Source organism: Phytobacter sp. V69, from assembly GCF_965644215.1.
Taxonomy (GTDB): Bacteria; Pseudomonadota; Gammaproteobacteria; order Enterobacterales; family Enterobacteriaceae; genus Phytobacter.
In genome coordinates this window covers 1-12,206 of sequence record NZ_CBFFRL010000148.1, presented here as the reverse complement: position 1 = coordinate 12,206, position 12,206 = coordinate 1, and the positions used below count along the sequence as shown (strand labels likewise).

General features: G+C 40.4%; 10 protein-coding genes and 2 pseudogenes. 8 read left to right on the top strand and 4 right to left on the bottom strand.

Annotated elements, in window-relative coordinates; translation table 11 throughout:
- Window positions 1-74: 74 nt before the first annotated feature.
- A pseudogene (locus ACSZPU_RS18415) lies at window positions 75-485 on the top strand (MFS transporter); the annotation flags it as partial.
- A 9-nt stretch (window positions 486-494) separates the two neighbouring features.
- Window positions 495-1,241, top strand: coding sequence for a MobC family replication-relaxation protein (gene mobC, locus ACSZPU_RS18410; RefSeq protein ID WP_499001692.1), 747 nt, complete (start codon window positions 495-497; stop codon window positions 1,239-1,241).
- 194 nt (window positions 1,242-1,435) lie between these two features.
- On the opposite strand, the gene ACSZPU_RS18405 is transcribed toward mobC, so the two are convergent.
- The gene (locus ACSZPU_RS18405) at window positions 1,436-2,383 is read right to left on the bottom strand and encodes an ArdC family protein (protein WP_102190471.1); all 948 of its coding nucleotides are present in this window, start codon (window positions 2,381-2,383) and stop codon (window positions 1,436-1,438) included.
- A 911-nt stretch (window positions 2,384-3,294) separates the two neighbouring features.
- On the opposite strand from ACSZPU_RS18405, the gene ACSZPU_RS18400 reads away from it, so the two are divergent.
- From ACSZPU_RS18400 to ACSZPU_RS18375, 6 genes and pseudogenes are all read left to right on the top strand, one after another.
- Window positions 3,295-4,380, top strand: coding sequence for a thymidylate synthase (locus ACSZPU_RS18400; RefSeq protein ID WP_499001690.1), 1,086 nt, complete (start codon window positions 3,295-3,297; stop codon window positions 4,378-4,380).
- The gene (locus ACSZPU_RS18395; protein ID WP_499001687.1) at window positions 4,377-4,934 is read left to right on the top strand and encodes an adenylate kinase; all 558 of its coding nucleotides are present in this window, start codon (window positions 4,377-4,379) and stop codon (window positions 4,932-4,934) included. The genes ACSZPU_RS18400 and ACSZPU_RS18395 overlap by 4 nt, the downstream gene beginning before the upstream one ends.
- Window positions 4,924-5,955 carry a nucleotide kinase domain-containing protein gene (locus ACSZPU_RS18390; protein WP_063945090.1) on the top strand — a complete coding sequence of 344 codons (1,032 nt, stop codon included), beginning with the start codon at window positions 4,924-4,926 and terminating at the stop codon, window positions 5,953-5,955. Before ACSZPU_RS18395 ends, ACSZPU_RS18390 begins: the two co-directional genes overlap by 11 nt.
- A gap of 21 nt (window positions 5,956-5,976) precedes the next feature.
- The gene (locus ACSZPU_RS18385) at window positions 5,977-6,468 is read left to right on the top strand and encodes a TIR domain-containing protein (RefSeq protein WP_002911710.1); all 492 of its coding nucleotides are present in this window, start codon (window positions 5,977-5,979) and stop codon (window positions 6,466-6,468) included.
- Window positions 6,462-7,124, top strand: a complete 663-nt coding sequence (locus ACSZPU_RS18380) for an Nmad2 family putative nucleotide modification protein (RefSeq protein WP_499001685.1) — start codon at window positions 6,462-6,464, stop codon at window positions 7,122-7,124. The genes ACSZPU_RS18385 and ACSZPU_RS18380 overlap by 7 nt, the downstream gene beginning before the upstream one ends.
- A gap of 330 nt (window positions 7,125-7,454) precedes the next feature.
- A pseudogene (locus ACSZPU_RS18375) lies at window positions 7,455-9,242 on the top strand (ATP-binding protein).
- A gap of 85 nt (window positions 9,243-9,327) precedes the next feature.
- Here ACSZPU_RS18375 and ACSZPU_RS18370 read toward each other — a convergent pair.
- From ACSZPU_RS18370 to ACSZPU_RS18360, 3 genes are all read right to left on the bottom strand, one after another.
- Window positions 9,328-9,657 carry an NIPSNAP family protein gene (locus tag ACSZPU_RS18370; RefSeq protein WP_499001682.1) on the bottom strand — a complete coding sequence of 110 codons (330 nt, stop codon included), beginning with the start codon at window positions 9,655-9,657 and terminating at the stop codon, window positions 9,328-9,330.
- 368 nt (window positions 9,658-10,025) lie between these two features.
- Window positions 10,026-10,844: a hypothetical protein gene (locus ACSZPU_RS18365; protein WP_499001680.1), complete on the bottom strand. Its 819-nt coding sequence runs from the start codon at window positions 10,842-10,844 to the stop codon at window positions 10,026-10,028.
- Window positions 10,841-12,034: a toll/interleukin-1 receptor domain-containing protein gene (locus ACSZPU_RS18360; RefSeq protein ID WP_499001678.1), complete on the bottom strand. Its 1,194-nt coding sequence runs from the start codon at window positions 12,032-12,034 to the stop codon at window positions 10,841-10,843. The genes ACSZPU_RS18365 and ACSZPU_RS18360 overlap by 4 nt, the downstream gene beginning before the upstream one ends.
- Window positions 12,035-12,206: the final 172 nt, after the last annotated feature.

Sequence of the window (12,206 nt, the reverse complement as noted above, 5' to 3'; positions counted from 1 at the left end):
ATTCAGGCAACCGTCTGTGGTGTTTGCAGAGCTAAGATTGGCGGCTTAGCGTTGCACTTCGGAGTTGAATCCGCCTTCTGGTGGATGACGAACTCCGTAAGGCCAAGACGGATAATATGCTGACGGAAACCATCGACAGTGAGCGCACAATCCGCCAGGCCGAACGTTTCTTTATTGACAGCAATATGATCCTGAACCTGCCCGATTTTGTCAGCTTTATCTTTACGACAAAAACACTACCTTCTGCCTCACTGATTTCACCGATAAAGGTCAGAAAGCGTCAGCTAAAAATCTTTTCGGTTTCCCCTGATATTGCCGCAGCGGCAGCCACGATGAAGATAATGCTGGATTTTGGCGAGGATGATAAACCAGCCATGCCGGATGTGATGACAACGCACCCGGCTTTTTTCTTCGACGAAAGCGAAGTAAAACCGGTAAAACCGAAACCTGATGATGAAGAACACCTGTCCCCGCTGGATTTTTAAGGAGCGGTTATGCTGATTTCGTCCTTTCACGAGCGCCAGACGCGTAACAACGAAAAAATAAAACAACTGCTGAACTTCCTGAAAGAAGAAACCTACAGTGATTTTAAAACGCTGATGCAGTTATTTGGTTTCCGGGATCATAAGTCGCTTTATTCGCTGCTGGCAAAAACGGAGCGAATGGGGTTAATCCAGAAGCATATGCTTGAATCACGGACAATCAGGATTTCATTATGGGGGATCACCAGCGACGGGCTGGCGGTGGTATTAACCCCGAATGATAAAATCTTTCCTGCGCGGTTTGAACCATCAAAAATCACCGGCTGGACGCTGGAGCACCATCTTGATAATCAGGCCGCCAGGCTTATTCTGGAGAAAAAAGGTGCTTCGGGATGGATTAACGGCGACCGGACCACTTTTATCAGCCAGTATCAGGTGAAACATCGCCCGGACGGGTTACTGACCCTGCCTGACGGTAACGTTATTGCCATTGAAACCGAGCGCCGCCTGAAAACCCGGGCCCGTTATCAGTCGATCATGGCAAACCACCTGCTGGCACGTACCCGCAAGCAGTGGATTTACGTTTTTTATGTTGTGCTCAATCCACAGAAGAAGCGTGCGCTTGAACTGCTGTTTGACAGCATCAGGCATGTCATCATCAACCATCAGCATGTCCCGCTGGAAGAACGCCACCGTCGGGTGTTTCGCATTTATACCTTTGATGAACTGAAACACCTGTCATTAGGCAGCTATACGTAAGCTTTTACTCAGGCCATCGTGATGGCCTCACCGGCCTGGCGGCGATATCGCCAGGCCGGAATTTTTTTTATTCCACTGCGAGGCGCAGACTGTTCGGTACTCGCTGTGCTGCGTTCCGCCTCAGTCTGCGCCTTGCAGCGTTGCCGGTTAAAAACCATTTAACAGCATTCCCTTGCGGTTGTCCGGCTCAGGCCTCAGAGTTTATCCATCAGATAACGATGCGCTTTAGAGGCTGCGCTGGCCGCTTTGAAAATATAACGCTTGTCGTTTTTCAGCGCTTTCAGCCAGGAAGCAATATAGCTTTCATGCTGTACCTCTCCCTCAATCCCCAGATCCGCCATCAGAAAGGCACTTCCCAGCTCCGCCACCAGTTCTTCCTCTGCATAATCCGTACTGCCAAACTTCCCTTTCATTTCACGGTTCAGGCGTTTTTTGCCCCCGCTCCAGTGAACCAGCTCATGCAGGCCGGTAGCGTAGAAGTTAGCCGCATCCGAAAACAGATGGCGCTCCGGTAACCAGACGTCATCAGTTGATGGGATGAAAAAGGCGTTTTGTCCTTTCTCTATGATGTTCGCGCCGCTCTTCCTGAACAGATTTTCAGCCTGCGGAACCGGGTCAAAGGTTGCTTCCGGGCTGACTGTGTCAGTTATCAGGGGCAAACCGTCGATTTGCTGAACGTTAAACACGGTGAAAGTTTTCAGCATCGGGATATGCTCAATGTCTCCGGCGGCGTTTTCCTTCTCCATGGTGGTGTAGAAAATGGCTGTTGTGCCATGTTGACCCTCGCGAACCTGTCCACCTGCTGCCTGAGCCTGTTTGTAGGTCATCCAGCGTGAATCGCTGAACCCCTGTTTTGATGCACTGCTCCACAGCAACATGATATTCATGCCACTGTAGGCTACGCCGGTGGCGTAATTGGATGGCAGACCAGACATGCCGGATACACGCTGCCACGGGCAGGACCACGGTTTTACACCGGCTTCCAGCGCTGCAATGATGTTTTCGGTAACTGTCTGATAAATATCCTTTCTGGTTTTAGAAAATTTCGTTTTTGAGGAGCCTGACGGGTCCAGCGGGGATACGCTGGTTGCCGCTGCGGTGTTAGGGGCGCTTGTCCGGGTGGTATGCAGGGAAATAGTCATGATTTTTCTCCGTCAGTGTGTGATTTTCGTCTTCGTATCGCCTGACGGTTCGCTTTCCCGGCATCGTTCTGTCCTGCAAGGGCGCAGCATGCGTGCCATTTACCCTTGCGGGACGGGTTGTGTTGGGAAACGATTAGCCGGAAGCCGATAGAGGAACGAAAAGCGCACAGGAGAACAACTGCCCCTGCATAGCCGGGCGTAGCGCCCCTTACTTCGCAGTGGTGAAAAGTAGATTGGTGGTGTTGAGTCTGGGGCCTGCACTGACAGGGACTTCATGTAGGTGTTAGCATGCTTTCCTGCCGGACGAGACGATCCTGCTAACCGGGGGCGGTTTGTTCTTAAATAGTCTCGCTCCGGCATCAATTACTGCCTGTTCCGGGCTGTCTCTGTATTGAACGCAGAGTACAGTCAGTCAATCCACCACCACTCTAATCCGGCGGGACAGATTTCTTAAGCAACCCACAACGTTGTAACTGGGGCACCCGGGAGTAGCGAGAGGCCCCAGCTTGCTACGCAGCGGTGACTATGGTTTTGGAGCATCGTCAGTTGTGCTTCTGGTACATATAAGAGACAGTCTTACTCGCTAGCGACTCGCGCCACCTCCACTTAAGTAATAAGTCTAAAGTTTCGTAATTATCTTATTGCCAGATTGACCAAACCCATAACATGAGTAACATTTGTAAATGTTCATACAAGCGCAGTGCCTATGCAACTGAGGGCGGTAGCGTGGGTCGAGGTCTCACTTGCTAAGTGGGAAGCCAATTGGCTATCACCTTCGAGCCTGTTCTTAGAGGCAAGAGATTGAAACGTGCTATCCGGTTAGTCCAGATCATAGCTGGACCAAATTCTGGATTAGGTCCAATAAACTATATCAACTAGAAAGATGTTTTTTATAGCATGAGGTTTTGTTTATGCACGTCATTTACGGAGAAACTATTAACGATGTAATAATGAAACTCCTAGAAAAAGTGCTTAATGAAGGAGTTCGTATTTCGACAAGGAATGGGGATGCTATAACTATTTATGATGTTAGTATGATCTTACGAAACCCTAGATCAAGGCATTTAAGTTTAGCGGGTCGAAAAAATAATATATTTTCCACATTTGCTGAAGCTATATGGGTTTTTTCTGGCGACAACAGAATTAAACCATATCTAAATTTTTTTTTACCAAGAGCGCCTAAATACTCAGATGATGGTGTCATTTGGCGAGCAGCTTATGGGGAAAGACTATACGCTCACGGGCAACTTGAAAATGTCGTGCAACAATTCAAAAAAGAAGGAATATTTACAAGAAGAGCAGTCATTAGCTTATACATGCCTGACAGAGATACGAATGAAAGCCTCATAAAAGTATACAACATAGAACATAGTGTTGATATTCCTTGTAATAACTTAATTCATTTCTTTATCACTCCTGACAAAAATTTAAACATTAAAATAGTTCAAAGAAGCGGCGATCTAATATTTGGAGTGAGCAATATAAATCTTTTCGAGTTTAGTTTACTTCAAGAGATAGTACTTTCAATATTACAGAGGGAAGTTGATAGCGAGATTAAACTGGGATACTTACACCAGTCAGTAACAAATCTTCATATATATGATGATAGAGTAGGACAAGCCAATGAAATATACAAAAGAAAAGAAGAACAAATGACAGATTTGATAAACGATGATGAAATATCATTCCCTCCATCATTACAAAATATAAAATCATTATTCTGTGATATAGTTTCATTCCTTGGAAGAATAATAACAGAAAATGAACATAAAATAGACACAATAGATATGGAAACCGAAAATCTAAAAAAAATATTTATTAAACACTTTGTAGAAACTGAAAGGAATTTACTTTGGGGATATGCAGAAGCAGCTCTATCATATATTTTCCAGGAAAGGTTCAACCAACCAATAGTGTTAAAAACTAAGTTAAGCAATGATTTCAATCTAAGCATAACTTCTAATTATTTTAATAATTCTAATAAGGACCGTCTATGAAAATTGCATTCATGGGCATATCGGGTAGTGGAAAAGACTTTCTTGCCAATTATCTGATATCCAACTATGGATTTATTAGATTATCATTTAGCGATCAACTCAAAAAATTGGCCAATTATATTTATCCTTGGATGGAAAAGGATTACCCCCCTGAAAATAAAATGTTACCACTCAATATAACCTTACCTACCGGCGACTTTATCAGCCATTCACCACGAGATATATGGCTGAGCTTAGACAGCCTAAGGAAAATTGAAGAAAAAATATTTATTAGAATGCTATCAGAAGAGTTGAAAACTTTAGAGAAAAATGGAGGCTTGAATAAAAATATAATAATTACTGACATAAGATCAAATGAAGAATTCGCATGGTGTAAGAACAATCAGTTCACTATAGTACATATAGACCGGGAAAATAACAATTATAAAAAATACGAAATCGACAAGTATGTCACTAAGAATAAAACAAAATCAGAATATCATTTTGACAACAATGTGAACGGAATTGATAGTTTTAAAAATTTCTTCGAAAAGGTATTATTAAGTGAACAGTAAAAACGATCAACTTTTTTGTAATGTCAGAGAAATGAAAATTAAAACCGCTAAACCTATCTTGAATGAAGCTGTTATCAGGGAATGGTTTTATCATCAACGAGAGAGGACATCCATATATTACAAGAAAGAGATACTTAACCTTCCGCCATATTGGACAGACGACAAAATATTGAGAAACTATAAATTTGTAAATACTAAAAGAACATGGGACAAAGAAACAAAATGGTTATTGAAAAATATAACAAACAACAATAAATTAACTTATGAAAATAAAATACTCAATTCATTTTTATTTAGAGTAATAAATAAAAGCGATACATTAAATGAACTTGATGCGCCCTTTGATTTCACAAAAATGACTATTCGCGACATCAATGAAAAGATCAGAGAAAAGACCATAAATATATCATTAAAAAAACCAGGCTATGTATTTTTTAGTGCGGCCTATATTCTAGGAGGTCCGAAGTTTAACTTCGGAAAATACTTAAAAAATATAGAGGGAATACCGGAAAATGATATGGTAATTAGAATGATAAAATTTGTTTATTATAACCAAGATAAAATCGTTAATGGTGTAAAATCATCAGGAAATCAGTTCGAAGTTTTTGAACATTTAAAATCATTCTCAGGGATTGGGGATTTTCTAGCATATCAAATTTTCATAGATCTGACATACATACCCAACTTTCCGTTTACAGAGTTGAACTTTGTTATTTCAGGCCCTGGTTGTGAAAGAGGAATTAATTGGATCTTTTCTAATAGAGATGGAATGAATAGCGAAGAGTGTTTATTCTGGTTCACTATAAACCAAAATAACATCGCTGAAAAGTATAGTGAAAATTGGAACATGGATGAAATATTCCATTTCCTGCCTAAAGAAGAAAGAGTTTACACTTTAATGGACATGGAAAACAGTGGTGCATGCGAGATAGATAAAAGATGCCGAACTAAATTTAACAATAAAAGACCTAAACAAAAATATCATTATCAAAGCAATAATATAGAATTATTTTATAATTAGCAAATTACAAAGGATTTAAAAATGGTTAAAGAAATTAAGAAAAATGTTTTTGTTAGCCATCATCATAAAGACGACGCGAGTGTTGATGGAGTTTCTCGTTTAGCTGCAGCAAAAGGTTATCATTTACGCAATAGTTCTATTAGAATGAAACCTGAAAACCAGCGACGAGTTGAGGAAAAAAAACTTAGTGACCGAACGATTGCACGTTTACTTAGAATGAAAATGAGGTGGGCTAGTCAAGTTATAGTTGTTATCGGGAAAGAGACACATACCAGACCTTGGGTAAACTGGGAAATTCAAGTAGCTCATCAACTTGGAAAACCAATCATAGGTGTATATGAAAATGGGTTAAAAGGCGATGTAAAACTACCAGAGAATCTCGAAAAGTATGCAACCTCTATAGTGGCCTGGAGAAGTGATGCCATTATCAACGCACTAGAAGGTAAAACTTCCTTTGAAAAACCTGATGGTACGGATCGTGATAAAGTTCAAGGTGGAAATGTCGTATGCTAATTGACCCCAACTCACACCTTTATGTTTATGCAATAACGAGAGACTTTGGTTTTGCACCTAATCCATTTCATGGAAGTTGTACCTTGGCAACATGCAAACCTGGAATTAGAAAGTCGGCTAAAGTGGGTGATTGGATACTCGGAGTTGGTGGAGCTAATTTAAAATTAGCTAAAAAAAAATGTATCCTATTAATGAAAGTTTCAGAAAAAATTAGTTTCAATGGTTATTGGGAGGATACCAGGTTCTCTCTCAAAAAACCGGCTAGAAATGGTAGTCATGTACAAATTCTGGGCGATAATATCTACCATCAAAATGAAAACAATGAATGGATACAAGAAGATTCTCATCATAGCAATGCTGATGGTTCATTTAACATGACAAATCTTGAACGAGATACTAGCTCTAATAACGTGTTGATTTCAGATCATTTTTTTTATTTCGGTAATAAAGCGATTGAAGTAGACTTAGACTCAATTGAATATCACAGAATTAGAAACTATAAAAAAATCCCTTTAAATTCGACTATACCAGCCATTGATCTTATAAAAAAAATAGAATTTGATTTTCGTAGTGATAAAAACTCAGTTATATCTGACCCATGTAATTTTTCTGATTTCTATAAACGTGTAGATCAGGGAACTGGAGAACTTTACTAATAAGTACATATATTATTTTCTCCATATTGTTTAGAGCAGGTGTGAAATAAATTTGGTAGACTGTCGTAACTTTCCCTTATCTCTCGAACTTGCTAAGTTGAAGGAACATCAGGTCTAGAATGAGCAAAACGTTACAATTTTTCCGCGTGTTTCCTAAAGTATCTATTGTCCAATGCGTAGTTATCCGTTTTATTAAAGAGAAAAAGTGTCTTACCCAAGACTTCGATTGAACTAATTTTATAAATTGTTCTTGTTACTTCGAATACAACAAAATCAAATGTTTTTCCGAATACGTAAGTTTTTAAAAAAATAAAATTTTAATTTTTAAAAATGGAGATTTTTATGAAACTTGAAAAACTAATCTTAAAGAACTTTCGTGGCTACCATGGAGAACATAGCATTGACATTAACTCACTAACTGCATTAGTTGGTCGTAATGATGTTGGTAAAACAACTATCTTAGACGCACTTGGTGTCTTCTTTGAACATAAACTATGTAAATATGATGTCACCGATAAATGTGTCGATAGCGTGGAAAATGAAGACGTGTCAATTGGCTGTATCTTTTCAGGAGCTGATATACCTATAGTTTTGGATGCCACATCTATAACTAACCTTAAAGAAGAATATTTATTAAATAGTAATGGAAAGCTGGAAATATATAGAGTATTTGCAAAAGGTAAGGGATCTGGCAGCGTTCAAGCTAAATGTATGGCTCCCTCAGCAAAAGGCGCGAAATCTTTACTTGCTAAAAAAAATGATGAACTTAAAGTAATTGCCGAATCTATTGGTGTTGACGGAGCTGATAAAAGGTCCAATGTTAGTTTAAGACAAGAAATTTACAGGAAAATTTGAGATTTAAAGCTTAAAGAAATCTTCGGTAAATTAAATGCTGAGGAGGGCAAGGTTATTTGTGAAAAAATATATGATAAACTCCCTCACTTTGCATTATTCCGCGCAGACAGGCCGAGTACCGATGAAGAATCAGAAGTACAGGACCCTATGAAGTCAGCGGTTCAAACAGCATTGCAGAAGATTGACATTCAACTTGAATCCATTAAAGAAAGCGTAAAAGAACATGCAGTTGAAGTGGCTGAAAACACAATTAAACATTTACATGATATATCTCCTAATCTTGCTGCCGGGTTAATCCCAAAGTTTAAAGTGGAACCTAAGTGGGAAAATATTTTCAAGCTAACATTGGAAGATGATAGAGGAATAGCTATCAATAAACGTGGTAGTGGTGTTAGACGTTTAGTCCTGATTAGTTTTTTTAAAGCGGAAGCAGAAAGATTGCAAAAAGAATTCCCAGATAAAGGAGTTATTTATGCAATTGAAGAACCTGAAACATCTCAACACCCATCTAATCAAAGACTTCTTATTGATGCATTTCAAGAATTAGCAAATGCTGATAAATGCCAAGTATTGATTACCACCCACGTCCCTGCACTTGTGGAAAAGATACCTACAGAGTCTCTACGCCATATAACCCGAACACTCGATGATGGTTTAGAGGTTAAAAATGGTAATGATGATGTGCTAAAGAACATAGCGAATGATCTTGGCGTATACCCTGATAGTAGGGCATCTGTTCTTGTATGCGTTGAAGGCCCTAATGATATAAACTTTTTAAAGAATATCGGTAAAATTTATCTCGACCAAGGTGTTCCAAATGTTCCTGATATGATAAATGATCCGCGTATAGTTTTCATTCCAATGGGGGGACATACTCTTAAAGATTGGGTTAATAATAATTACTTAAAAATTCTAAATAAACCTGAGGTTCACATCTATGATAGAGATGTTGCCATCCCTCCTCAGTATGAAAAAGAATGTAAGTCAGTAAATGCTAGAAATGATGGTTCCATAGCATTCATGACTGTAAAAAGGGAAATGGAAAATTATTTACACCCTGATGCTATTCAGGCGGTGTTTGGTGTAAAAATAACCATAAATGATACGACAGATGTATCAACAGAGGTATCTGCTTTAACACGTTATAATGAAAGTAAAGCGAAGAAGAAGATAAATAAATTTGCTACAGCAAAAATGAGTTATCAAATGCTCACTGCAAGTGATGCAAATGGCGAGACATTAACTTGGTTTAATGTGTATTAGCTCAGACTTGATCTGGCACTTTTGATACCCCGAACCAGACCTGATATGACAGTAGGTACTCAATCGTCACGGGGTAGAATTGGGCTTACACTCGCAGCCCATCCACACTTGCCGCTGGCAGGTGCATCGCTGTTTTAGTGCATGTTTCGATGCAGTCAATGATGGATTCGCGTGGCCCGCTGCGCCAGTCTACGCTGGCGTAGAAGGAATCAAGCACCGTATTCATATTTTCAGCACTTTCAAAGGCTCGAATGAGATAGTAGCAATCGGGATCATGCAGAGAGTTACCAAACGCCACGACATCAATTCCGTGGCGTTGATGAAGAGGAACACTGATTTCCTGCATGATAGTGTGAAAAGCAGCCCCGGAGCCTTTGTGCAATGTGTATTGCAGTATCTCGACTGTTTTTTTCATCAATACTCTTCCGATATTGGCTTCACGCGAAAAGCCGATTGTCCGATTTCATTGTGTTCTAAAGTGTTACCCAGTCAGATCAAGTCTGAGCTAATACATTTAATGCTATATATGCGAGATTATAAGATTTTGGAGCCGCAAGTGCGGCTCTTTCTTCATATTATAATGATTGCTCTGCATATCGTCATCGTCTCACAACGTTTTCCTTGTACTTCGGCTCTGCTGCTACTTATACAAATTAAAAGGCTACTATGTGTACGGGCTTTTGCACAGACCGACATATCAGATTAGGTTTAGGCTCAGTACCGCAAGAGTGCCAAAGCAAGTCTAAGCTAATACATAAAATGATAATGGAATTTAAGTATTTTTCAGCAACGTTTTACTAATCGAAAAAGTCCTCTCAAAATCATGGCGATAGCTTGGTCCACATGCGGAGTCTGTGCTAGCACAGTATTTTCTTCCTCAGTGAGTCCGTTATTAAGATCCTGGAAAGAGAAACCAGAAAATTCGTCCCGACCTCTCCAGTTGCGTTGCTGCATTCCGTCAGATGCCACAATATTCAGAGACTCGGTGATATCTTTTGCACATCCACCAAAGCCCCCCATAATGAAAAGGGGTTGTTTAGCACGAAGTGATAATATTGCCTCTTCTGCTATACCAGGCATTGCCCCCTTATACTTATCTACCTGCCCGCCAAGAATAATACGGGCATGTGAGTCTTGTAACATAGCATGTCGCATTGCTGTCAAACCTTTTTCCCAATCTTCATCAGAAGGAATAGTTGCTATGTAATGGGCTCGTTCTGCCATTGGCAACGACTCGCCATCCCGATTGAATAAAATAAGCCTTGCCATTCCTTTCAGGTCCGCACTGAGCCTTTCCAAGTCACTGGAATCTTTTTGCATATGCACCGGCCATGCCAGATAGTTCAATATACTGGAACGTTCATCCCCCTCATCCGCATCTCTTCTATGGCGTGCTACTAACTCAAATAACAGTTCAGTAAAACCGTTAGCACGTAAATCTCCTCCATAAACAATCCGGGCTCCCAAGGCTAATAAATGACGCGCAATTTCTGTCATTGCATCATATAAATGCTGTTGACTTAACCCCAATACAGGCATATCTGGGCTATCTGATGTAGATATTGCAATAACATGCTGACTAAGCATTTCACGATAAGTCATGATGTTCCCTCTGCCAGCCATTCGGTAAAACTTCTAAGCCTGATACCGGGTTTAACTTCTTCAAATAAGCGCTCCTCTTCCGAACTTAAGGGTGGATCGGGATATACAATTGTAGGCTGCCCGATACCGTGGAACTTTAAGCCAGCAAGTGAGATTAACTCCGGCGCACGCGGAACAAACTGCACTGCACTTTGTTCGGTATTAACCAATTGTATACGACAGCGCCACAGAAAATCTTTCAGAACCTCATCAAGCAGTCGTGCAATAATGATATTAATTCGTTCAGCCTGCTGTGGATCCATTCTCACTATGGGGACATTTCCCATATAAGGAAATCCCCTTTCATCCAATTCACTAATACAGTTGGCAACAACTAAAGGTACACTATTACGTTTAGCTTCTATAATCTCTCGGCGACACCATTCACGCGAAGAATAAGAGTCGGTATGTATAGCAACAACTGCGCTTTGCGCCAGCTGTTTCAATAGCACCTGATGAAACCGAAGCCCGGCAGGGATATCATGGACATCAAAGAATGAACTTAACCCATGTCCACTATGTAATTGCTCACGTATCAAATGAGCAATCCTCTCTCCATCTTTATCATGTTTAGAATGGCTAAGGAATATCTGAACTTTCTTGAGATAATTAAGCAACTCATCTTCATCTTTTTCTGGTTGTTTCAGATGTTCCAGGTAATGGCGCAGCATCCTGCAAAATTCGTATGTAAGCTCACTAATCAATCGTATATGAAGGTTTGCAGTATCGTTGCTCCCATCCTGTATCCATTGATCCCAGCGTAATGCCTGCTCTTCCAGTCCCAGATTTAATCCTTCTCCATCAATAGCAATGGGGAAAAGATGTGTACCTAGCCCAGCTATTTCCGACTGCGTGGATAGCTCCCGAAGGTAAGTCCCCCATTCAGGATCATTTGCCATACATGATTCTGCAAGTATGAGGACTGCGGTGGTCTCTGATTCTGAAAAATTGATCGGCAGCGGCTTCCCCGTTTCAGGTAGAGGCTCAGAACGAAAAATAACACTTAAACCGGTTCCTCCAGCAACATTCTGATAGAGTTCCCGACGAAAGTGTCCACGCAATATTTCGGCCAGTCCAGCACCACCGGCGAAATCCGGGTGCCAAATGATATAAACAACCAGAAATGGTTTTGCCAAATTCGTCTTAAGCATATTATGCATTCCTTAAGCGGCGTTCACGAGTATTTCTTATCAGAGTATTACTACGACAATTGGCTTGTTCGATATATTCCCTACACGATGAAATGCTAGGGAAGGTGCGATTTAATCGTCAATTATGAGAACATAACCCTTTCTTTGACATAGACTTTTCACGATGCCCGCT

Coding starts and splice junctions, on each gene's coding strand:
- mobC (WP_499001692.1), top strand. CDS start 495: ATGCTGATTTCGTCCTTTCACGAGCGCCAGACGCGTAACAACGAAAAA.
- ACSZPU_RS18405 (WP_102190471.1), bottom strand. CDS start 2,383: ATGACTATTTCCCTGCATACCACCCGGACAAGCGCCCCTAACACCGCA.
- ACSZPU_RS18400 (WP_499001690.1), top strand. CDS start 3,295: ATGCACGTCATTTACGGAGAAACTATTAACGATGTAATAATGAAACTC.
- ACSZPU_RS18395 (WP_499001687.1), top strand. CDS start 4,377: ATGAAAATTGCATTCATGGGCATATCGGGTAGTGGAAAAGACTTTCTT.
- ACSZPU_RS18385 (WP_002911710.1), top strand. CDS start 5,977: ATGGTTAAAGAAATTAAGAAAAATGTTTTTGTTAGCCATCATCATAAA.
- ACSZPU_RS18380 (WP_499001685.1), top strand. CDS start 6,462: ATGCTAATTGACCCCAACTCACACCTTTATGTTTATGCAATAACGAGA.
- ACSZPU_RS18370 (WP_499001682.1), bottom strand. CDS start 9,657: ATGAAAAAAACAGTCGAGATACTGCAATACACATTGCACAAAGGCTCC.
- ACSZPU_RS18365 (WP_499001680.1), bottom strand. CDS start 10,844: ATGACTTATCGTGAAATGCTTAGTCAGCATGTTATTGCAATATCTACA.
- ACSZPU_RS18360 (WP_499001678.1), bottom strand. CDS start 12,034: ATGCTTAAGACGAATTTGGCAAAACCATTTCTGGTTGTTTATATCATT.